The 21,009-nt window shown below is 67.7% G+C and carries 19 protein-coding genes; 15 read left to right on the top strand and 4 right to left on the bottom strand.

Going from position 1 to position 21,009, the window contains the following annotated elements:
- From CH341_RS35270 to CH341_RS15070, 8 genes are all read left to right on the top strand, one after another.
- The coding region (locus tag CH341_RS35270; protein ID WP_210208337.1) for a hypothetical protein at nt 1-255 on the top strand (255 nt) is incomplete at its 5' end.
- Nucleotides 240-779 (top strand): translation initiation factor IF-3, encoded by a 540-nt coding sequence (infC, locus tag CH341_RS15100; RefSeq protein WP_210208339.1) that lies wholly within the window; start codon nt 240-242, stop codon nt 777-779. The genes CH341_RS35270 and infC, both read left to right, overlap by 16 nt.
- A gap of 321 nt (nt 780-1,100) precedes the next feature.
- A complete protein-coding gene (gene rpmI / locus CH341_RS15095; RefSeq protein WP_111356580.1) occupies nt 1,101-1,301 on the top strand; it encodes a 50S ribosomal protein L35 in 201 nt (66 codons plus the stop codon).
- 70 nt (nt 1,302-1,371) lie between these two features.
- On the top strand, nt 1,372-1,731 hold the full coding sequence (rplT, locus tag CH341_RS15090; RefSeq protein ID WP_111419834.1) for a 50S ribosomal protein L20: 360 nt from the start codon (nt 1,372-1,374) through the stop codon (nt 1,729-1,731).
- Between the two features lie 124 nt (nt 1,732-1,855).
- A complete protein-coding gene (pheS, locus tag CH341_RS15085; RefSeq protein WP_111419833.1) occupies nt 1,856-2,938 on the top strand; it encodes a phenylalanine--tRNA ligase subunit alpha in 1,083 nt (360 codons plus the stop codon).
- A 94-nt stretch (nt 2,939-3,032) separates the two neighbouring features.
- On the top strand, nt 3,033-3,473 hold the full coding sequence (locus CH341_RS15080) for an endonuclease domain-containing protein (protein WP_245431072.1): 441 nt from the start codon (nt 3,033-3,035) through the stop codon (nt 3,471-3,473).
- A gap of 3 nt (nt 3,474-3,476) precedes the next feature.
- On the top strand, nt 3,477-5,903 hold the full coding sequence (pheT, locus tag CH341_RS15075) for a phenylalanine--tRNA ligase subunit beta (protein WP_111419832.1): 2,427 nt from the start codon (nt 3,477-3,479) through the stop codon (nt 5,901-5,903).
- Entirely contained in the window at nt 5,900-6,679 is a 780-nt protein-coding gene (locus CH341_RS15070; protein WP_245431071.1) for a sulfite exporter TauE/SafE family protein, read from the top strand. The genes pheT and CH341_RS15070 overlap by 4 nt, the downstream gene beginning before the upstream one ends.
- Nucleotides 6,680-7,504: 825 nt before the next feature.
- Here CH341_RS15070 and gyrA read toward each other — a convergent pair.
- Entirely contained in the window at nt 7,505-10,318 is a 2,814-nt protein-coding gene (gene gyrA / locus CH341_RS15060; RefSeq protein WP_245431070.1) for a DNA gyrase subunit A, read from the bottom strand.
- Nucleotides 10,319-10,634: 316 nt separating this feature from the next.
- Between gyrA and CH341_RS15055 the strand changes: the two genes are divergently transcribed.
- The 3 genes from CH341_RS15055 (at nt 10,635) to CH341_RS15045 (ending at nt 13,354) form a co-directional block, all read left to right on the top strand.
- The gene (locus CH341_RS15055; protein ID WP_111419829.1) at nt 10,635-11,984 is read left to right on the top strand and encodes a hypothetical protein; all 1,350 of its coding nucleotides are present in this window, start codon (nt 10,635-10,637) and stop codon (nt 11,982-11,984) included.
- Between the two features lie 141 nt (nt 11,985-12,125).
- Nucleotides 12,126-12,761 (top strand): MarC family protein, encoded by a 636-nt coding sequence (locus tag CH341_RS15050; RefSeq protein ID WP_111419828.1) that lies wholly within the window; start codon nt 12,126-12,128, stop codon nt 12,759-12,761.
- A gap of 119 nt (nt 12,762-12,880) precedes the next feature.
- Nucleotides 12,881-13,354: an SRPBCC family protein gene (locus CH341_RS15045; protein WP_111419827.1), complete on the top strand. Its 474-nt coding sequence runs from the start codon at nt 12,881-12,883 to the stop codon at nt 13,352-13,354.
- A gap of 27 nt (nt 13,355-13,381) precedes the next feature.
- Here CH341_RS15045 and ipdC read toward each other — a convergent pair whose 3' ends face one another.
- The 3 genes from ipdC to CH341_RS15030 all read right to left on the bottom strand — a co-directional run bounded on the left by ipdC (nt 13,382) and on the right by CH341_RS15030 (nt 16,471).
- Nucleotides 13,382-15,016: an indolepyruvate/phenylpyruvate decarboxylase gene (gene ipdC, locus CH341_RS15040; RefSeq protein ID WP_111419826.1), complete on the bottom strand. Its 1,635-nt coding sequence runs from the start codon at nt 15,014-15,016 to the stop codon at nt 13,382-13,384.
- A gap of 166 nt (nt 15,017-15,182) precedes the next feature.
- Nucleotides 15,183-15,794 carry a DUF4142 domain-containing protein gene (locus CH341_RS15035; RefSeq protein ID WP_111419825.1) on the bottom strand — a complete coding sequence of 204 codons (612 nt, stop codon included), beginning with the start codon at nt 15,792-15,794 and terminating at the stop codon, nt 15,183-15,185.
- A 173-nt stretch (nt 15,795-15,967) separates the two neighbouring features.
- Nucleotides 15,968-16,471 (bottom strand): single-stranded DNA-binding protein, encoded by a 504-nt coding sequence (locus CH341_RS15030; RefSeq protein WP_111419824.1) that lies wholly within the window; start codon nt 16,469-16,471, stop codon nt 15,968-15,970.
- A 660-nt stretch (nt 16,472-17,131) separates the two neighbouring features.
- On the opposite strand from CH341_RS15030, the gene CH341_RS15025 reads away from it, so the two are divergent.
- The 4 genes from CH341_RS15025 (at nt 17,132) to CH341_RS15010 (ending at nt 20,959) form a co-directional block, all read left to right on the top strand.
- Nucleotides 17,132-17,854 (top strand): outer membrane protein, encoded by a 723-nt coding sequence (locus CH341_RS15025; protein WP_111419823.1) that lies wholly within the window; start codon nt 17,132-17,134, stop codon nt 17,852-17,854.
- 361 nt (nt 17,855-18,215) lie between these two features.
- Nucleotides 18,216-18,968, top strand: coding sequence for an outer membrane protein (locus CH341_RS15020; RefSeq protein WP_111419822.1), 753 nt, complete (start codon nt 18,216-18,218; stop codon nt 18,966-18,968).
- Nucleotides 18,969-19,239: 271 nt separating this feature from the next.
- Nucleotides 19,240-20,013, top strand: a complete 774-nt coding sequence (locus CH341_RS15015) for an outer membrane protein (protein WP_111419821.1) — start codon at nt 19,240-19,242, stop codon at nt 20,011-20,013.
- Nucleotides 20,014-20,206: 193 nt separating this feature from the next.
- Nucleotides 20,207-20,959 (top strand): outer membrane protein, encoded by a 753-nt coding sequence (locus CH341_RS15010; protein ID WP_111419820.1) that lies wholly within the window; start codon nt 20,207-20,209, stop codon nt 20,957-20,959.
- The last annotated feature ends 50 nt before the right edge of the window (nt 20,960-21,009 follow it).

Here is a 21,009-nt window from a genome sequence, read left to right as displayed (position 1 = left end):
AGCGCCTATGTCGATCGGCGTATCGGGATCGTCGGCTGCCGGTTGCGGCAGGGCAACGGGCTCCTTCTGCATACCGGGTCGAACGGCGACGGTTCCAACGGCGACCAATCCCGGGACGGTTCGGTGACGGCGGACGCGATGCGGCCGCGCCGGGCGCCCGGGTGTAGGGTCGTCGGCTTCGGGCCGAGGCCGCCGGCCATGCTCAGAGACCAGGTTCAACGACAGAGGAGTTCACTGCCATTCGTCGTCCCATGAGAGCGCCGCCCCCGGTCCAAAAGGACGGTCCGCGCGTCAACGATGAGATTCGCGTCCGGGAGGTTCATCTGATCGACAAGGATGGGGCCAATCGCGGCAACATCCCCATTGCAGAGGCCTTGCGGCTGGCCCAGGAAGCGGGACTCGACCTGGTCGAGATCGCGCCCAACGCAGCACCGCCGGTGTGCAAGCTGCTCGATTACGGGAAGTTCAAGTACCAGGAGCAGAAGAAGGCCGCCGAGGCGCGCAAGCGTCAGAAGATCGTCGAGGTCAAGGAGGTCAAGTTCCGCCCCATGATCGACGATCACGACTACGAGGTGAAGATGCGTGCCATGCACCGCTTCTTCGAGGAAGGCGACAAGGTCAAGGTGACGTTGCGCTTCCGCGGTCGCGAGATGGCGCATCAGGAGCTCGGCTTCCAGCTCCTCAACCGGGTCAAGGAAGACACCACCAAGCTCGCCAAGGTGGAGCAGGATCCCAAGATGGAAGGCCGCCAGATGGTGATGGTGCTGGCGCCGCGTTGATGCGCCGGCCCACCGCCGCCCCTCGGACGGCCTGAGACCTCCGGCCCGGCCTCGACATCCCCGCGAGGCCGGCCGCCGCCGCCCGGCGTGCCGCCGGACGATGCGCCGCAGGTCCGTTTGCGGCCGGAGTTGCCAATCGGGGACACCTCTGCCATAACCCCGCCTTCCCGTCGCCCGGCTGAAAATGGGCTGCCGTGGCGGCGTCGTGCCCGTATGGGCACCGTGCCCGGTTTCGGGCGCGCTCAATCAACCAGACGGTCCGGCGGACCCGGGGGCCCCTTCAGGCCCGGCGCGGTCGTGCACGGCCAGGAGACGAGCCAAATGCCCAAGATGAAGACCAAGTCGGGCGCAAAAAAGCGCTTCAAGATCACCGGCACCGGGAAGGTGAAGTTCCAGCAGTCCGGCAAGCGGCACGGCATGATCAAGCGGTCGACCAAGCAGATCCGCGAGCACCGCGGCACTGCGGTCCTGTTCAAGACCGACGGCGACAATATCAAGAAGTATTGGATGCCCAACGGCTGATCGCCGCCCCCGCCGCGCGTCCTCACGCACGGCGCTCACCGCTTAACCGAACCGTTCTAGGAGATCAGCCATGGCCCGCGTCAAACGGGGCGTCACTGCGCACGCCAAGCACAAGAAGGTCCTCAAGGCCGCCAAGGGTTATTACGGCCGCCGCAAGAACACCATCCGGGTCGCCAAGCAGGCCGTCGAGAAGGCGCAGCAGTACGCCTATCGCGACCGCAAGGTGAAGAAGCGCACCTGGCGCGCCCTGTGGATCCAGCGGCTCAACGCCGCCGTGCGTCCGTTCGAGCTGTCGTACAGCCGTTTCATCGACGGTCTCGCCAAGGCGGGCATCACGGTCGACCGCAAGGTCCTGTCCGACCTCGCCATCCGCGAGCCGGCGGCGTTCCAGGCGATCGTCGAGAAGGCCAAGGCCGCGCTCGCGGCCTGAGGCCGCCTCGCGCGCGAGGCCGGGCGGTCCGAGACTTCGACCGGGTCCCGAGGCCGCGATCCCGTGCGGTCGTGTTGCCGGGTCGTTCGCGCGAGCGGACGGCCCCGATGCCTTGGGATGTGCCATGTCCGAGATCACCGAGCTCGAAGCCCGTCTGATGGCCGACGTCGCGGCGACGGCGGACGAGGCGGCCCTGGAGGCCGTCCGGGTCGCGGCGCTGGGCAAGAAGGGCGCCGTCTCGGCCCTGCTCGCCACGCTCGGCAAGATGTCGCCGGAGGAGCGCAAGACCCAGGGGCCGCTGATCAACGGCCTCAAGGACCGGCTCGGCGAGGCGCTGTCCGCCCGCCGCGCCGCCCTGCGCGACGCCGCCCTCGACCAGCGGCTCGCCACCGAGACGGTCGACGTCACGCTGCCGCTGCCCGACGGTCCGCTCGATCGCGGCCGCATCCATCCGATCAGCCAGGTGATCGACGAGCTCACGGCGATCTTCGCCGACATGGGCTTCTCGGTCGCCGAGGGCCCGGACATCGAGACCGACGACTACAACTTCACCCGGCTGAACTTCCCGGTCGGCCATCCGGCCCGGGACATGCACGACACGTTCTTCTTCCCGCCCAAGGAGGACGGCTCGCGGCTGCTGCTGCGCACCCACACCTCGCCCGTGCAGGTGCGCACCATGCTGTCGCAGGAGCCGCCGATCCGGGTGATCTGCCCGGGCCGCACCTATCGCTGCGACAGCGACCAGACCCACACGCCGATGTTCCATCAGGTCGAGGGGCTGGTCATCGACAAGGGCTCGCATCTCGGCCACCTCAAATGGATCCTCGCCGAGTTCTGCAAGGCCTTCTTCGAGGTCGACCAGGTGAAGATGCGGTTCCGCCCGTCGTTCTTCCCGTTCACCGAGCCGTCGCTGGAAGTGGACATCCAGTGCCGGCGCGACAAGGGCGAGATCCGTTTCGGCGAGGGCGAGGACTGGCTGGAGATTCTCGGCTGCGGGATGGTGCATCCCAACGTGCTGCGCAACTGCGGCATCGACCCCGACGTCTACCAGGGCTTCGCCTGGGGCATGGGGATCGACCGCATCGCCATGCTGAAATACGGCATGCCGGATCTGCGCGCCTTCTTCGAGGCCGACGTCCGCTGGCTCGACCACTACGGCTTCCGCCCGCTCGACTTCCCGACGCTGGCGGGCGGGTTGAGCGGGTGAGACGAAACGTACATCCGGGCCGAGGGAGCGCGTACTCCCTCCCCCGCCTGCGGGGGAGGGTCGGGGAGGGGGAAGGCGGCACGACGGGTCGATCATGGCTGACCAACCGAAATCTCCGGTCTGGCGCGTCACTCCCAGGATGCGGTTGCGCTCCCGTGCGCTCCGTCAGGACATGACCGATGCGGAACGCAAGATCTGGTTCGCTCTGCGGGCGCATCGTCTCGGCGACGCAGGCTTTCGACGTCAGACCCCGATTGGTCCCTACGTGGTCGATTTCGTCTGTCATCGGCACGCCGTCGTGGTCGAAATCGATGGCGGGCAGCATGTCGAAGGATCGCAGCGGGAGCACGATCTCAGGCGCGACGCTTTTCTGCGGTCCAAGGGCTATCGGGTTCTCCGCTTCAGCAATCTCGATGTCCTGACGAATTTGCCCGGTGTGCTCGAAACGATCGTCACGTCACTTGGAACTGCCCCCTCCCTACCCTCCCCCGCAAGCGGGGGAGGGGGAGAGCGCGGCGGGTTTGGTGGGCTGTAAAAAATGAAATTCACCCTCTCCTGGCTCAAAGACCATCTCGACACCGACGAGCGGCTTCCGGCCATCGTCGACAAGCTCACCATGATCGGGCTCGAGGTCGAGGAGGTGGAGGACAAGGGCAAGCTCCTCGCGCCCTACGTCATCGCCTATGTGATCTCGGCCGAGCAGCATCCGAACGCCGACCGGCTGCGCGTCTGCATGGTCGACATCGGGCCGGCCGGCGACGGCAAGCCGATCCAGGTGGTGTGCGGCGCGCCCAACGCCCGCACCGGCATGACGAGCGTGTTCGCGCCCGCCGGCACTTACATCCCCGGCAAGAAGCTGACGCTCTCGGTCGGCACCATCCGGGGCGTCGAGAGCCGCGGCATGCTGTGCTCGGAGGCCGAGCTCGAACTGTCCGACGACCACGACGGCATCATCGATCTGCCCGCGGACGCGCCGGTCGGCACCTCCTATGCGGCCTGGGCGAAGCTCGACGATCCGGTGATCGACATCAATCTCACGCCCAACCGATCCGACTGCACGGGCGTCTCCGGCATCGCCCGCGACCTCGCGGCGGCCGACATGGGCACGCTGATCAACAAGCCGATCCATCCGGTGAAGGGCGAGTTCCCGTGCCCCGTGAAGGTCGCGCTCGACTTCGGCGACACGCCGTCGCTGTGCCCGGCCTTCGGCCTGCGGCTGGTGCGCGGCGTCAAGAACGGCCCGTCGCCGGAGTGGATGCAGCGCCGCCTGCTGGCGATCGGCCTACGCCCGATCAATGCGCTGGTCGACATCACCAACTTCCTCACCTTCGATCGCGCCCGGCCGCTGCACGTGTTCGACGCCGCCAAGGTGAAGGGCGACCTCGTGGTGCGGCGTGCCCGCGCTGGCGAGACGCTGCTCGCCCTCGACGGCAAGACCTACACGCTCGACGACACCATGTGCGTGATCGCCGACGCGGCGGGCGTCGAGTCGCTCGCCGGCGTCATGGGCGGCGAGGCCTCGGGCTGCGACGAGAGCACCACCGACGTGCTGATCGAGTCGGCGTTGTGGGACGAGATCGCCATCGCCCGCACCGGCCGCAAGCTCGGCATCGTCACCGATGCGCGCTACCGCTTCGAGCGCGGCGTCGACCCGGCCTTCATGCTGCCGGGCCTCGATCTCGCGACCCATCTGGTCATGGAGATCTGCGGCGGCACGCCGTCCGACGTGGTGGTGGCGGGCACGCCGCCGATCCGCGACCGGGTGATCGACTTCACGCTCGACGCCCTGCCGCGCCTGGCCGGCCTGGAGATCGGCTTCGCCGAGGCCAAGCGCGTGCTCACGCGGCTCGGCTTCTTCGTCGCCGGCGACGCCAAGCGCCTCAAGGTGGCGGTGCCGACGTGGCGGCCCGACGTCGACGGCGTCGCCGACCTGGTCGAGGAGGTGGTGCGCATCGTCGGCGTCGACCGCGTGCCGCTCACCCCGTTCCCGCGCGACGACCGCGGCCGCCGGCCGGTGCTCACCCCGATCCAGGCGCGCACCCGCCGCGCCAAGCGGGCGCTGGCGGCGCGCGGCCTCGTCGAGGCCGTCACCTGGTCGTTCATCTCGAAGAAAGAGGCCGAGCTGTTCGGCGGCGGTCAGCCCGCGCTGGCGCTCGCCAACCCGATCGCGGCCGAATTGTCCGACATGCGCCCGAGCCTGCTGCCCGGCCTGATCGCCTCGGCGCAGCGCAACGCCGACCGCGGTTTTTCCGATGTCGCGCTGTTCGAGGTCGGCCAGATCTTCCGCGGTGACAAGCCCGAGGACCAATTCATCGCGGCGGCAGGGCTGCGGCGCGGCCTGGCGCGTCCGGACGGCACCGGGCGCCACTGGCGCACCGGCGCGGCGCCGGCCGACGCCTTCGACATCGAGGGCGACGCCCTCGCCGTGCTGGCGGCAGCGGGTGCGTCCGTGCAGGGCATCCAGATCCAGCCCGGCGGTCCGGCGTGGCTGCATCCGGGCCGCTCCGGCACGCTGCAGATGGGCCCGAAGCTGGTGTTCGGCCATTTCGGCGAGCTGCATCCGCGGCTCCTCGAGGCGCTCGACGTCGCCGGGCCGATCGTCGCCTTCGAGCTGATCCTCGATCGCATTCCCGAGCCGAAGTCCAAGGCGACGCGGGCGAAGCCGCCGCTGGAGCTCGTCCCGTTCCAGCCGGTGTCGCGCGACTTCGCCTTCATCGTCGACCACGCCGTGAAGGGCGCCGACATCGTGCGGGCCGCCCAGAGCGCCGACCGCAAGCTGATCTCCGGCGTCACCGTGTTCGACCTCTACGAGGGCAAGGGCATCGAGCCGGGCAAGAAGTCGGTCGCCATCGCGGTCACGCTGCAGCCGCGTGAAAAGACGCTGACCGACGAGGAGATCGAGTCGGTGGCCGGAAAGATCGTCGGCGAGGTGACCAAGCGCACCGGTGGCGTGCTGAGGGCATGATGCGTGAGCTGCTGCTCGCGCTCGGCCTCGCCGACTACTCGGCCGGAGCCGTCGCCGTGGTCGCGGCGGCGGCGTTCATCGCCGGACTGGCGCGCGGCTTCTCGGGATTCGGCGCGGCGCTGATCTTCGTGCCGCTCGCCTCCACCATGATCGCGCCCGCCTTGGTGGCGCCGCTGCTCGTCGTCGTCGACGTGGTGATGTCGGCCGGCCTGTTCCCGGGTGCCATGCGTCTCGCCGACAAGCGCGAGGTGTTCACCATGCTGAGCGGCACCGTGCTCGGCCTGCCGCTCGGAACCTTCGTGCTGACCCATGCGAGTCCGGTGTCGATCCGCTGGGCCGTCGCCGTGCTGGTGTTCCTGATGCTGGCGGTCGTGATGTCGGGCTGGCGCTTCCACGGCAAGCCGCGCCGGCCGCTCACGGTCGGGGTCGGCGCGCTCGCCGGCTTCTTCAGCGGCATGTCGCAGACCGGCGGCCCCCCCGTGGTGCTCTACTGGCTCGGCGGTCCCGGCCACCACGCGACCATGCGGGCCAACCTGATGTTCTATTTCGGCCTGTCGACCTTCCTGTCGATCACGGCCTATCTGGTGGTCGGGATGTTCACCACGACGGTGCTGGGCCTCGCCGTGCTGGTCGGGCCGGCCTACGGGATCGGCCTGTTCATCGGCGCCCACATGTTCGGCCTCACCGACGTGCGCGTCTTCCGCGCCGTCTCCTACGGCCTGATCGCCGCGACGGGATTGTTCAGCCTGCCGGTGTTCGATTCGATTCTTCGCTAGACGTAGCGTGGGCGCGGCGAACGCGCCGTGCCCACGCCGTGTCATACGGGATCCGGCTGATCAGGTCGGGGTCATTCCGCGGCGGCGCGCAGCGCCGAACCCGGACTCCAGCCGAGACTTCGGAATCCGCCGCTGGATTCCTGGTTCGCACCTTCGGTGCGCCCCAGAATGACCTGAACCGATCGACCGGACTTGGTATCACGTCGACGACCAGGCCCAGGTGATCACGCCGTTCCGGCGCGCCCACCCTACGACCTGCCGGCCATCCGATCGCCGCCGCCGAATCGCTCCCGCGCGCGGTGAAGCGAGGTCCCGCCGCGACCGCGTCCGGCGACGACACGTGCGATCACATTTGCCCGGCCCGAAATCCGCCCGCATCCGAGCGCGTTGGACCGGCCGCCGCAGCCGGCAACACCGTCGGCGACCGGCCGAAACATCCAGAAAACTCCCCGCTGCAGCCGCGATCCGGCACGCTGCTGCCGGAGTTCCGGACGACGATGTCATGGTTAACGATTCATGACTCCGGGGGGCTGAGTATGGTCGTTCTGAACTGGATCCCGTTCGCGCTGGTCGGAGGATTCGTGGCGCTCGCCGCGGTCGCCTGCCTGGTCGAATGGCGATGGCTGGTCGCCGAGGGGCCGGCCGGCCGAGGCCTGGGAATGCGGGATTTGGGGGCGCGGGAGTTGGGAGCGAGGGACTTGGGAGTGAGGGGCCGGGAGACCCGAGATCCGGAACCCCGCGGCCTGTGAGGAGGCCGCTGCCGGGTCCGGCCGACCGCCCGTCGCGAGACGGCGGTCGTGCCCGGGCCCGGCACGCCTGCCGGCGTCAGGCGTGCTCGCCGCTACCGTTTCCGTTGCCGTTCTCGCCCTCGGCCACTTCGGTCTCGCTGAGGCGCTCGACCGAGACGACGCGCTCGCCCTCGGCGGTGTCGAACACGATCACGCCCTGGGTCTTGCGGCCCTTGATCGAGATCTCGGAGACACCGCAACGAATGAGCTGGCCGCCGTCGGTGACCAGCATGAGCTGATCGCTCTCCTCGACCGGGAACGAGGCTACGATCTTGCCGATGCGCGGCCGCAGCGCGCCCGTACGGGTGCGGTTGTCCATGGCGACGATACCTTTGCCGCCGCGGCCCGTGGTCCGGTACTCGAACGACGAGGTGCGCTTGCCGAAGCCGCGCTCCGACACGGTGAGCACGAACTGCTCGGCCGCCGACAGCGCGACATAGCGCGCCTCGCCGAGCTCGATATTGGCGCCCTCCCCGGCCGTCTCCTCACCCTCTTCGGCTGCAGCGACGTCCGACTCGATCTCCGCCTCCACGCCGGTGCCGCGCCGCACCGCCATGGCGCGCTTCAGATACGCTTCGCGCTCCTCGCCCGACGCATCGACGTGGCGCAGGATGCACAGCGAGATCACCCGGTCGTCCTTGTCGAGCGCGATGCCGCGCACGCCCATCGAGGTGCGGCCCGAGAACACGCGGACGTCGGTGACCGGGAAGCGGATGCACTGGCCGACCGCCGTGGTCAGCAGCACGTCGTCCTTCTCGGTGCAGATCTGCACGTCGACGATCGCTTCGCCGTCGTCCAGCTTCATCGCGATGATGCCGGAGCGGCGCACGTCGGAGAAATCGGAGAGCTTGTTGCGCCGGACCGTGCCGCGCGTCGAGGCGAACATCACATCGAGCTCGCCCCAGGTCGACTCGTCCTCGGGCAGCGGCATGATGGTGGTGATGCGCTCGTCCTGCTCCAGCGGCAGCAGGTTGATCATCGCCTTTCCGCGCGCATTGGGAGCCGCCAGCGGCAAGCGCCAGACCTTCTCCTTGTAGACCTGGCCGCGCGACGAGAAGAACAGCACCGGCGTGTGGGTCGAGGCGACGAACAGGCGGGCGACGAAATCCTCCTCGCGCGTCTGCATGCCGGAGCGGCCCTTGCCGCCGCGGCGCTGCGCCCGGTAGGTCGACAGCGGCACCCGCTTGACGTAGCCGAGATGCGAGACGGTGACGACCATGTCCTCGCGCTGGATGAGGTCCTCGTCCTCCATCTCGCCGTCCTGGTCGAGGATGACGGTCCGGCGCGGCGTCGCGAACTTTTCGCGGACCTCCAGCATCTCGGCCTTGACGATCGACTGGATTCGCGCGCGCGACCGAAGGATGTCGAGGTAGTTCGAGATTTCGGCAGCGAGCTTGTCGAGCTCCTCCTTGATCTCGTCGCGGCCCAGGGCGGTGAGGCGCTGCAGGCGCAGATCCAGAATGGCGCGGGCCTGGGCTTCGGACAGCTTGAAGGTGCCGTCCGCCTGCACCAGATGGCGCGGGTCGTCGATCAGCTCGATCAGCGGCAGCACGTCGGCGGCCGGCCAGTCGCGCGTCATCAAGGCCTCGCGCGCCTCGTTGGCGTCGCGCGAGGCGCGGATCAGCCGGATCACCTCGTCGATATTGGCGACCGCCACGGCGAGGCCGACCAGTACATGGGCGCGGTCGCGCGCCTTGCCGAGCAGGAACTTGGTGCGCCGCTTGATCACGTCCTCGCGGAACGCGATGAAGACGACCAGCAGATCCTTCAGCGACATGGTGAGCGGGCGGCCGCCGTCCAGCGCCACCATGTTGCAGCCGAAGGTCGATTGCAGGGGCGTGAAGCGGTAGAGCTGGTTCAGCACCACGTCGGCGACGGCGTCGCGCTTGAGCTCGATCACCACGCGGTAGCCGTCGCGGTCCGACTCGTCGCGCAGATCCGCGATTCCCTCGATCCGCTTCTCGCGGACCAGATCGGCGATCTTCTCCACCATGGTGGCCTTGTTCACCTGGTAGGGAATCTCGGTGACGATGATCGCCTCGCGCTCCTTGCGGATCGTCTCGATCTCGGCCTTGCCGCGCATCACCACGGAGCCGCGGCCGGTGTGGTAGGCAGCGCGGATGCCGGCCCGCCCGAGGATCACGCCGCCGGTCGGGAAGTCGGGACCGGGCACGATCTTCAGCAGATCCTCGACGCCGAGCGCCGGATCGTCGATCAGCGCGATAGCGGCGTCGATCACCTCGCCGAGATTGTGCGGCGGGATGTTGGTCGCCATGCCGACCGCGATGCCGCCCGCCCCGTTGACCAGGAGGTTCGGGAAGCGCGCCGGCAGCACCGCCGGCTCCTGCTCGTTGCCGTCGTAGTTCGGCCGGAAGTCGACCGTGTCCTTGTCGATGTCCTCGAGCAGCGCCAGCGCCGGCCGCGCCAGCCGGCACTCGGTGTAGCGCATGGCCGCCGCCGGATCGCCGTCGACCGAGCCGAAATTGCCCTGCCCGTCGATCAGCGGCAGGCGCATGGAGAAGTCCTGCGCCATGCGGACCAGGGCGTCGTAGATCGCCGAGTCGCCGTGCGGGTGATACTTGCCCATCACGTCGCCGACGACGCGCGCCGATTTCACGTATTTGCGGTCCGGCAGGTGCCCCTGCTCGTGCATCGAGTAGAGAATGCGGCGATGCACGGGCTTGAGCCCGTCACGCGCATCGGGCAGCGCGCGCGAGACGATCACGCTCATCGCGTAATCGAGATAGGCGCGCTTCATCTCCTCGGTGATGGAGACGGGGCGAATGTCCGAAGGGCCCGAGCCGCTCGTAGGTGGCGTGCCGCCCGGCGGGGGTGTGTCGTTGTCGGCCAAGTGCTGAAAATCCCGGCGAATCCGTTGGCCTTTTAGATAGTCCATCGCGGCCCCGAAAGCCAGTTTTCCGGACCGTCACGCCACGGTTATTTTCGTAAATCCGTCAGTAACTTGGAAGATCACGATCGAAGTCGAGGTGGCGCCCTCCCACAGCGCTTGTCCGGACCACCGCCGCAGCGCTGCCCGGTTGCCCTGCGTCACCCTCTGCTAAGACCGTTCTACATCGCGGCCGGGATCACGTGGTTGTCATTTTCAGGAATACCCTCATAAGTTGATCATACCTCGGTACTCTCGTTCATATCCGACGGAGAACGCCATGCTACGGAAGCGACGCGAGCCCCCGTCCAAAGAACCCTGCAACGAAGTTCTGCTGTCGATCGAACCCGATGGCGGCAACCGGTACCGAATTCACGGGAACCAACTCGAGGTGATAGGCGAGCGACTCCGGGGCAAGCCGCACTTCCTGATCCCGTTCGCCATCGGTACGTTGACGGTGCTGGTGGCCGGAACGCTTCAGCTGATCAGTTGGGGGAACTCCATCGGGGTCGACGATGCCGGCGACGTCGCCAACCGAGCCATGGACATCACCCAAAAGGTCACGTCCGCTGTCGGTCACCGACGGTACGCGACGTTCACGTTCATCCCGAGCCTGCGGGACATGCTGGACCCGAAGGAGCCCCCTGGCCCGCGGCTCTCGACGCCGGCGACGCCGCTCCGCGACCCCGCTCTCTCGGTTCTTTCGGGCCCGCCCCCCACATCACCCGAGATGTGGTCGAACCGCCCGGACTTCCCCGGAATCTTCGAACCTGGCATCGCGCCTGCCTGGGGCGCGCAGGTCGGTGCAAGCCGGCCGTCGTTCCTGACGCGGCCCCTGGAAACCGATACGGGTCGCCTGGCCGAGGCTCACCCGACCTCGGCGCCACCCGCGACAAGCCCGTCGCCTGACGCGGGGGCCGGAACGGTCGAGGTCGCCCTGCCCGGCGCCCCTATCGTCGCCACCGACCAAGAGGGGCTTCTTCAGGAAGCGAAAAACAACCTGCGCGACTGGGAGTTCAATCTGAGAAAGCGCCGGTTCGTCATCTATTACGAGGCGTTGAAACAGTGGAACGAACGCGTCGATCAACTCCTCAACGAGACATGGTACGCCCTCGACCAAGCCGTTTTCCTCGCTGCCGAACGCCGCAGCGAGGGCACGCATCGCGGCTCCAGCATCTACTACGAGAAGATGTACGGGCACGAGGAGACGGGCGTCGAGCCCGGTCCGCACGGGATCGACTGCAAGACCCCGGCGGCGCAGCGCCCGCTGACCAGTGAACTGAAACGGCTGGGCCTCGACGAGAACAGCCTGAACCTCCAGCTCGCCGGCATCAATGTCTGCTTCATTCGGCTGAACCGGGAACTCGACCGGGCCAAGTCGGATCGGACCTGGAACCGCGATTTCGAAAAGGAGGTGAAGCAACGGCTGGAGACGATCCGCGACATGGGCAACGAGTTCAATTGCTACGCCCTGCAGCGAGTCGGCTACTATCAGAAACAGAAGGAAGATGCGCTCTTTGGTCCGGTCGCGGCATTCAACTGGCTCACCAATGGCCGCCGCACCATGGCAGAGCAGCACTTCAAGGAGAGCGCGGCGAGTTGCGGACCGACGGCCAGGCAGACTTTGTGACTAAACTTCGTGGCACGGCAGACCGATCGTCGGCCGCCACAAACACGACCTGAGCGGAGCCAGGGGCGCGCTGCTCCCACCCCGCACTCTGCCGAAGCCGTAAGCCTGTCGCACGGGGAAGGACGGCGCTACACAGGGGAGATGGATCTCGATCTCCTCCTCTCCTCCGCCCTCTCCTCCGCCGTGACGCTGTTCATCGTGGTCGATCCGCTCGGCCTCGCGCCGGCCTTCGTGGCCGTGACCGAGGGGATGCCGGCGACTGCGCGCAACCAGGTGGGCTGGCGAGCCACCGCCATCGCCGTGGTGGTTCTGGCCGGCGCGGCGCTGATCGGCGACTGGCTGCTGCGGCACCTGGGGATCGGGCTGCCGGCGTTCCGGATCGCCGGGGGCGTACTGCTGTTCGCGGTCGCCTCCGAGATGGTCCTGGGCGGGCGGATCGAACGTCAGTCGCGCGAGGCCGAGCAAGCGATCGAGGAGCGGGTCCGGCACGTCGCCGCCTTCCCGCTCGCCATCCCGCTGATGGCCGGGCCCGGCGCGCTGACCGCCGTGATCCTGCTGGCCGGCGAGGTCGGCGGCGCCCCGGTGGGCTTGGCCACCCTGATGGGCATCATCGTCGCGGTGTGCGCCGTCTGCCTCGCCGTGTTCCGGTTCGCGGCACGGATCTCCGGCTGGCTCGGCATCACCGGCAATGTCGTGCTGTCCCGCCTGCTCGGCGTTCTGTTGGCGGCGCTCGCCGTGCAATACGTCATCGACGGGACCAAGGCCGTTTGGGGGTGAGGCGGGCCCGCAGGATCGAGCCGGCGGCCGAACGAGGCGACTGGAATCGGGTGGCCCGACGCACGACCGAAGGTCCAGGTTCGCACGGGTGACCCACCCCCGACCATGCGAGCCCCCTCATGGCCAAAGCGTATTACAGCCTCGTCCTCGACCATCCGGCCGACCGTGTGTGGTCGGTCATCCGCCCGTTCGACCATTACGCCTGGGCCGGCGTCGTCGCCGAAACCGTCATCGAGGACGGCCGGCGTGGCGATCAGGTCGGCAGTGTCCGCCGCGTCACGTATCGGGGACAGACGCTTCGGCAGAAGCTCCTGGCCCACTCCGATGCGGGGCGCTCCTACACCTACGCGTTCTGCGGCGAACCGCCGTTCCCGGTGCAGCACTACGAGGCGACGATCCGGGTCAGCCCGGTGGTGGAGATGAATGCGGCTTTCGTCGAGTGGTGGGCGACCTTCGACTGCGCGGCCGACGATCGCGGGCGGATGATCGACCAGTTCGAGCGATCGGGATTTGCGGTCTGGCTGGGCGCGCTGCGCCGGTTCATGGCCGAGGCGGATGATCCGACCGTCACGCCTCGCCCCGATACGGCCTGAGCGCCGTCGGTCGCGGACGTCCGCCCCCTATTGCCGGTCTCGCGCGCTCTTCAGCCCCGACACGAAGCGGCCGAGCGTGCGCGACGTGACACCGCGCGGCAGCATCACCTCGACCAGCGAGAAGACGCCGCGGCGCGCCACCGCGGCCTCCAGCGCGGCGACCAGCTCCTTCGGGGTGGTGACCCGCTCGCCGTGGCCGCCGAGCGCCGGCGCGGCGCCGGCGAAATTCCAGTCGGACAGGTCGTTGAACTTCGATTCCGGTTGAAAGACGCGCAACATCTCCCAGCTTGCGTTGTTGAAAACCACGACGATCGGATCGAGGCCGTAGCGCCGGCAATTGCCCAGCTCCCAGCCGGTCATCTGGAAGGCGCCGTCGCCCACCAGGATCAGCGGCCGCTGGCCGGTGGCCGCCGCGACCCCGATGCCGGCCGGCACGCCGAAGCCCATGCCGGCGTAGTAGCCGGGCGCCGCGAGGGCCGTGTTGTCGATCTCCATGGCCGTGAACAGGCAGTCGCCGATGTCGGAGGCCATCGGCATGGCGCCGTGGCGGTCGAACAGGTCGTTGAGCGCGGTGGCGATGTCGGTCGGGGTGAGCGCCCGGTCTTCCGCCGCGAGGCCGCGCGGATAAGCCTCGAACGGCGGCAAGGCCCGCGGCTTCGGCGCGGCGTCGCCTTCCGTGCGCGCCAGCAGCGCGGCGATCAGCTCCTCGATCGGCAGGTCCGGATAGACGTGATGGCCGACCCGCACGCTGCGGTCGATCGCCAGCACGGTGTGGCGCCAGTCGAAGCGCTTTTCGGAAAGAGCGAAATTGGTGTCGCAGAGGATCACGCCGAGCAGTAGCAGCGCGTCGGCATCCTCGACCAGCCGGGTGACGGCGGGATCGCCGGCGCTGCCGAGATAGGTGCCGCGCAGCACGTCCGGCGCCTGCTGAAGCAGGCCGCGGCCCATGAAGGTCGTCACCACCGGAATGCCGAGGCGCCGCGCCAGCGTGGCCACGGCCGGCTCGGTTCCATAGCGACGGACCTCGACGTCCACCACCACGACCGGCGAGGCGGCGCGGCCGAGCATCGCCACGATCTCCTCGGCACATTCGGCGAGCGCGTCGGCCTCGGCGTTGCGGGGCGGCAGCACCGGCACGGGCGCCACCTCGGCGTCGACCATGTCGCGCGGCAGCTCGATATAGACGGGCAGCGACCGCTCGCGGGCGCTGCGCAGCACCCGGGCGATCTCCTGCGGTGCCGTCGCCGGATCGTCGAGGACCGCCTGGTCGCAGGTGATCTCGCGGAAGACGGCGAACTGGGTGTCGACGCTGCGCGCCTGGTGATGCAGCAGGAGCCCGCTCGCCCGCTCCCGCGCGCCCGGAGCGCCGGCGACGACGACGACGGGCGAGCGCTCCGCATAGGCGCCGGCGACCGCGTTGACGACGTTGAAGGCCCCGGCCCCGTAGGTCACGACGGCGACCCCGAGGCCCGAGCGGTAGCGCACGGCAGCGTCCGCCGCGAAGCCCACGGCGGGCTCGTGACTGAGGGTGAAAACCGGAAGAATTCCGGACTCTTCGATGATCTTGAAGAACGGAAGCACGAAGTCGCCCGGGATGCCGAACAGCTCCCGGGCGCCGTGATCCTTAAGCCCCTGCAGCAGGGCGGTGGCGAGTGTCGGCATGGCGCGTCCCTGCGCCCTCGCGCCGGCTCTGGCGCGGCGACTCGGGGCGTCTGTCGTCCCGAGAAGAGCATGTTTCGCGCCACGCCGGGAGCGTGCGCCGTGGCCGACCCGAGGGCGCCGCGGTCAGGCGGCGTTTCGGCGATCCCGACGGCGTCAGTCGAGGTCGTCAGTCCAGGTCGTCGGCCATGTCGAGATGCTGCTTCAGCTCCGGAAGCGTCTTGCTCGCCCACTGCTTCAGCTCGGGATTGTCGCCATTCTGCGCATAGGCCGTGAACAGCGCGACCGCGTCCTTGTGGGCCTGCACCTGAATTTCGGCATAGGCGTCCTCGAACGCGTCGCCGCTGAGCCCGCGGAGCCGCTCGAGCTTCTGCGCGTGCTCCTGGTCGAGGCCGGTCGGCACCTCCGCCTGGATCTTTCCGCCCTGCACCATCGCCTTCAGCTCGTTCGAGGTCTTGGTGTGGGCCTGGATCATCTTGTTGGCGAAGTCCCGGCCTTCGCGGTCGGCCTTTTCGCGGGCGAGCTGGCTCGACTGGATCTCGAACATGTCGCTGATCGCGACCTTCTTGACGAAATCGGCAGTCGGGACGGCGTTCACCCCCGAGGCCGGCGCGGCCCCGGTCGTCTGGGAGCCGGACGGCGTCGCCGGCTGGACGCCGGTGCTCGGGGCGACAGGGCCCGGGCCGGGTGGATTGCCGAGCTGCTGGGCCACGGCCGGGCCGGCCGCGAGAGCGAGCGCGGACGTGAGAAGAAGGATCTTGCGGGTCGGAACAACGAACATGATAGGCCTCCGGTGGGGCGGCGGCGCCGCCCTGTCCGGGGCCAATCGCGGATCGCGCCGGCGGTTCCGGCACAACCGGGAGAGCGTACCGGGACACGGCGTCCGGCCCGCTCACCCCGTGGTCGGCCGCCCGGACAGGCGGAGCGGTACGCTCCCGCGAGGCCGGACGCGCCTCAGAACGGGATGTCGTCGTCGAGATCGTCGCGGCGCGACGACGTCGCGGCCGGGGCAGGCCGGCGCTCGCGGCTGGTGGTCGGGCCGCTGGAGCCGAAGTCGTCGCCGCCCCCGCCCTGCTCGTAGCCACCGCCACCCTCGCTGCCGCCGCCGCGGCCGTCGAGCATCGTGAGAACGGAGTTGAAGCCCTGCAGCACCACCTCGGTCGAATAGCGATCCTGGCCCTGCTGGTCCTGCCATTTGCGAGTCTGGAGAGAGCCTTCCAGGTAAACCTTCGAGCCCTTCTTCAGGTACTGCTCGGCCACCCGGCAGAGGCCCTCGTTGAAGATCACCACGCGATGCCACTCGGTCTTCTCGCGCCGCTCGCCGGACGCCTTGTCGCGCCAGGTCTCCGAGGTCGCGATGCGCAGATTGGCGATCGGCCGTCCATCCTGGGTGCGCCGGATCTCCGGATCCGCCCCGAGATTGCCGACGATAATGACCTTGTTGACCGAACCCGCCATCGCTGCTCTCCGCTCGCTCTGCTCTTCGCCGTCGTGTCTGCGTCGTCGTGTCTGCGACGGTCCGACGCCGTCTCTCTCGCCTTGGACGATCTGCGTTCGACCGCTCGACGCGGTCAGCCCGCATCGCGCCCACCTCCCGGAAGCGGCCACTTCCCCGAAACCGACGCCCGGAGGCGAAGCCGGGACCGGAGCTTTTCGCCGGCCTGTTCTCGGAACGCGGCAGCGGCGCGGAGCGCGGCCACACCCTAATCTTTATCGACTCTCCAACAAGCGCCGAGATGGATTGTCCACACCGGCATGTTCCCATTATGTTCCTTATCTCGCGATCGCCGTCCCGGCAAGCACGGGAGAGAAGTGTATGTCCGCGCTTCGGCCGCCCGTTCACGAGCCTGTGATCTGCCTCGCCTAGGGTTCGGTCCGATGCCTCGGCGGCGGTTATCGACGCCTAAAATAAGGCTTGAGCATCAATCCGTTGGGGTGATCGAACAGCTCGTCATCGAGACAGCCCGCCGGACCGGTTGAGGGCCAACGCTGCAGCGCAGCGGCACGACCCACGTCTCGGATCTCCTGTTGCATATATGTCACCAACCTTCCGACGATTCCTCCTAGGTTCCGGCCTTGGGACTTCGGTTATTTTTCTTCTCGAAGGAGGGGCCGTTTATGAAGAAGATCCTGCTCATCACTGTCGCGGCGTTCGGCTTTGCCGGCGCTGCCTCTGCCGCTGACCTGCCGGCGCGCATGCCCGTGAAGGCGCCGCCCGTCATCGCTCCCGTGTTCTCGTGGACCGGCTGCTACATCGGCGGCTTCGTCGGCGGCGCTTGGGGCCAGAAGGACGCCACCGTGACGGTGCTCGGCGTCAGCGACTCGTACAGCCTCGACTCGAGCTTCATCGGCGGCGGCACCCTGGGCTGCAACTGGCAGCCGGTCGGCTCGCCCTTCGTGCTCGGTCTCGAAGGCGAAGTCGGTTACCTCGACGTCAATGGCTCCGCGATCAATGCGACCACGACGCTCTCCGGCAGCACCAAGGTCGGCGATTGGTACGGCATGATCACGGGTCGCCTCGGCTACTCGTGGGATCGCGCCCTCCTCTACGTGAAGGGCGGCGTGGCCTTCGTCGATGTCGAGTCGACGATCGGCATTCTCGGTGCGGTCTCTTCGACCAAGGACACCGTGGCGACCTGGACGGTCGGCGGCGGCATCGAGTGGGCGTTCGACCAGAACTGGAGCCTCAAGGCCGAGTACATGTATATCGGCCTCGACGAGACCCAGACCAATCTGCTCGGTGGCTTCGCGTTCGACACCAAGGTCGAGGGCATCCACACCGCGAAGGTCGGCCTGAACTACCGCTTCGGCGGTGGCGCTCCGCTGATGGCTCGCTACTGATCTTTTCGACATCGTCGTCGAGCGAAAGCCCCGGGTCACCCCGGGGCTTTTTGCGTTTGGGGCCCCTGTCCATCCGCCCGGCTGATCCGGTGTGATCATCCACGGCGTGGGGAGCCCCCCGCTCGAGACTTATCCTGCGAGAATCACGCCGGACTTCGAATCGTCTCGGTCGTCCGACGAGGGAGAGTCGTCTCGGTAAAATGCAGCCTCCGTCGCATGAGCCTCCTGAAAATTTCTTGATCAGATCGGTATGGTTGTACGTCAAAGACGGCCAATCTCCATGGGTTGTGGCGAATATGTCACCTTGGAACTCAGGAGATTCCCTAGGGTCTGTGCATCGACACCAACTCAGGGGGGTCTCATGAAGAAGATCATTCTCGCCACCGTCGCAGTGCTCGGCACGGTCGGAATCGCCTCGGCCGCCGATCTGTCGGCCCGCATGCCCGTGAAGGCACCGCCGCCCGTGATGGCGCCGGCGTTCTCGTGGACCGGCTGCTACATCGGCGGCTTCGTCGGCGGCGCGTGGGCGTCCGACGATGCGGTCACCTATCCGGTCGGTGCGGGGTACGGCTACAGCTACAAGCTCGACTCGAGCTTCATCGGCGGCGGCACGCTGGGCTGCAACTACCAGCCGGTCGGCTCGCCCTTCGTCCTCGGCCTCGAGGGCGAAATCGGCTACATGAACCTCAAGGGCTCGGCCTACGATCCGTTCTTCACGTCGGAAGTCTCCAGCACCAAGATCGGTGACTGGTACAGCATCATCGCCGGTCGCCTCGGTTACTCCTGGGACCGCGCGATGATCTACGTGAAGGGCGGCGTGGCGTTCGTCGACGTCGAGCACACCCTGTCCGGCTTCGGCTACTCCGCGTCGACGAGCGAGACCAAGGCGACCTGGACGGTCGGCGGCGGCCTCGAGTATGCGCTCGACATGAACTGGAGCATCAAGGCGGAGTACATGTACATCGCCATCGATGGAACCCAGAACAACGCCGCTTTCATCCCCGGTGGCGCGACGTTCAGCTGGGATCACGAGGAAACCGGCATCCACACCGCCAAGGTCGGTCTGAACTACCGCTTCGGCGGCGGCGGTGCTCCGCTGATGGCCCGCTACTGAGCGGTTAGCCCCTCCATTCCGGTCCCAGTGGAGGCCCCGGGGTTCGCCCCGGGGCCTCTGCGTTTGGAGATCATCCAAGTCGGGCTATGCAGAAACCTCGTTGCTCAGAAAATTCGCCCGGGAACAGGCACTCGGCTGCGTAAGATTGGCTAGACAGGCTAGTTGAGTATTGTTTTTTTAATGGCTCCTGGGTTGTGGCGAAAATGTCACCATCCACAACCTGAATCGACGTAAGCTCTTCTCCATCGCATTTGGGAGAGGGGGGTTTCCCGTGAAGACATTCCTGCTTGGTACAGTCGCAGCGATCGCCATCGTCGGGACGGCGACTGCAGCGGACATGCGGATGCCGGTGAAGGCTCCGCCGCCCGTCATCGCTCCGGCCTTCTCGTGGACCGGCTGCTACATCGGCGGATATGTCGGCGGCGCCTGGGCGGCCGACGACGCGACCACGTACGCGTACGATCTGGTCGGCGTGCCGTACGGCGGCTACAGCTACAAGCTGGACTCGAGCTTCATCGGCGGCGGCACGCTGGGCTGCAACTACCAGCCGGTGGGCTCGCCTTTCGTGCTCGGCCTCGAGGGCGAAATCGGTTACATGAGCCTCGAAGGCACGGCCTACGATCCGTTCCTGGCTCCGGGGCTCTACAGCTCGTCGACCAAGATCGGCGACTGGTACGCGATGATCACGGGTCGCCTGGGCTACTCGTGGGACCGCGCCATGGTCTACGTGAAGGGCGGCGTCGCCTTCGTCGACGTCGAGAGCACCTTCACCACGCCGTTTGCTCTCGCCCCGGCATTCTCGGTGAGCGACACCGTGGCGACCTGGACGGTCGGCGGCGGCATCGAGTGGGCGTTCGACATGAACTGGAGCATCAAGGCCGAGTACATGTACATCGCCATCGACGAGGGCCATTCTGTGTCGCAGAGCGGCTTCACGTTCCTGCCGGTGTCGCGTTGGGACCACGACATCTCCGGCATCCACACCGCGAAGGTCGGCCTCAACTACCGCTTCGGCGGCGGCGCTCCGCTGGTGGCGCGCTACTGATCGGTCTGCCTCTCCGTTGGAGTCCCAGTGGAGGCCCCGGGGTTCGCCCCGGGGCTTCTGCTTTTGAGCCGGGCGGCTCCGGTCTGGGCGGCGGGGTGAGCCAGCTTCGACTGTTCTCGAACGTTGCGAAATTGTCACCAATTACACGTGGAAACAATCCAAGGTACCCCCGAACTGCTTAGAGGGGGACACCATGAAGACATTCCTGCTTGGCACGGTCGCGGCGATCGCCGTGGTCGGCACGGCGACTGCCGCAGACATGCGGATGCCCGTGAAGGCTCCGCCCGTCGTGGCACCCGTGTTCTCGTGGACCGGCTGCTATGTCGGCGGCTTCGTCGGCGGCGCCTGGAACGCCGACGACACCGTCGTCGCGGACCGCAACGGCCTCACCAGCTTTGGCCCGCACTCCTGGGGCTACAAGACCGATTCGAGCTTCATCGGCGGCGGCACGGTGGGCTGCAACTGGCAGCCGGTCGGCTCGCCCTTCGTGCTCGGCCTCGAAGGCGAAGTCGGCTACATGAGCATCGAGGGCAGCGGATACGACCCGCTCTCCGGCAGCTTCCTCTATTCGTCCACCAAGGTCGGTGACTGGTACGGCATCATCGCGGGCCGCCTCGGCTACTCGTTCGACCGCGCCATGATCTACGTGAAGGGCGGCGTGGCCTTCGTCGACGTCGAGAACACGATCTCCCACCCGCTCTTCGTCGCCTCCACCAGCGAGACCAAGGCGACCTGGACGGTCGGCGGCGGCATCGAGTGGGCGTTCGACATGAACTGGAGCATCAAGGCCGAGTACATGTATATCGGCCTCGACAACACCCAGTCCGTGTACGCTCCGATCGGCTCCGGCTACAACTGGGATCACGACAACAGCGGCATCCACACCGCCAAGATCGGCCTGAACTACCGCTTCGGCGGCGGCGCTCCCGTGGTGGCCCGCTACTGATCCCGATTCGACCGACTGTTTCGGTTTCGACGGCAAGATCGGAAGAGCGT

The organism is Rhodoplanes roseus, from assembly GCF_003258865.1.
GTDB classification, from domain to species: Bacteria; Pseudomonadota; Alphaproteobacteria; order Rhizobiales; family Xanthobacteraceae; genus Rhodoplanes; species Rhodoplanes roseus.
This window is presented reverse-complemented; position numbering and strand designations above follow the sequence as displayed.

What these genes read in the sequence shown, in the direction of transcription:
- rpmI (WP_111356580.1), top strand. Translation starts at nt 1,101, where the DNA reads ATGCCCAAGATGAAGACCAAGTCGGGCGCAAAAAAGCGCTTCAAGATC.
- rplT (WP_111419834.1), top strand. Translation starts at nt 1,372, where the DNA reads ATGGCCCGCGTCAAACGGGGCGTCACTGCGCACGCCAAGCACAAGAAG.
- pheS (WP_111419833.1), top strand. Translation starts at nt 1,856, where the DNA reads ATGTCCGAGATCACCGAGCTCGAAGCCCGTCTGATGGCCGACGTCGCG.
- CH341_RS15080 (WP_245431072.1), top strand. Translation starts at nt 3,033, where the DNA reads ATGGCTGACCAACCGAAATCTCCGGTCTGGCGCGTCACTCCCAGGATG.
- pheT (WP_111419832.1), top strand. Translation starts at nt 3,477, where the DNA reads ATGAAATTCACCCTCTCCTGGCTCAAAGACCATCTCGACACCGACGAG.
- CH341_RS15070 (WP_245431071.1), top strand. Translation starts at nt 5,900, where the DNA reads ATGATGCGTGAGCTGCTGCTCGCGCTCGGCCTCGCCGACTACTCGGCC.
- CH341_RS15055 (WP_111419829.1), top strand. Translation starts at nt 10,635, where the DNA reads ATGCTACGGAAGCGACGCGAGCCCCCGTCCAAAGAACCCTGCAACGAA.
- CH341_RS15050 (WP_111419828.1), top strand. Translation starts at nt 12,126, where the DNA reads ATGGATCTCGATCTCCTCCTCTCCTCCGCCCTCTCCTCCGCCGTGACG.
- CH341_RS15045 (WP_111419827.1), top strand. Translation starts at nt 12,881, where the DNA reads ATGGCCAAAGCGTATTACAGCCTCGTCCTCGACCATCCGGCCGACCGT.
- ipdC (WP_111419826.1), bottom strand. Translation starts at nt 15,016, where the DNA reads ATGCCGACACTCGCCACCGCCCTGCTGCAGGGGCTTAAGGATCACGGC.
- CH341_RS15035 (WP_111419825.1), bottom strand. Translation starts at nt 15,794, where the DNA reads ATGTTCGTTGTTCCGACCCGCAAGATCCTTCTTCTCACGTCCGCGCTC.
- CH341_RS15030 (WP_111419824.1), bottom strand. Translation starts at nt 16,471, where the DNA reads ATGGCGGGTTCGGTCAACAAGGTCATTATCGTCGGCAATCTCGGGGCG.
- CH341_RS15025 (WP_111419823.1), top strand. Translation starts at nt 17,132, where the DNA reads ATGAAGAAGATCCTGCTCATCACTGTCGCGGCGTTCGGCTTTGCCGGC.
- CH341_RS15020 (WP_111419822.1), top strand. Translation starts at nt 18,216, where the DNA reads ATGAAGAAGATCATTCTCGCCACCGTCGCAGTGCTCGGCACGGTCGGA.
- CH341_RS15010 (WP_111419820.1), top strand. Translation starts at nt 20,207, where the DNA reads ATGAAGACATTCCTGCTTGGCACGGTCGCGGCGATCGCCGTGGTCGGC.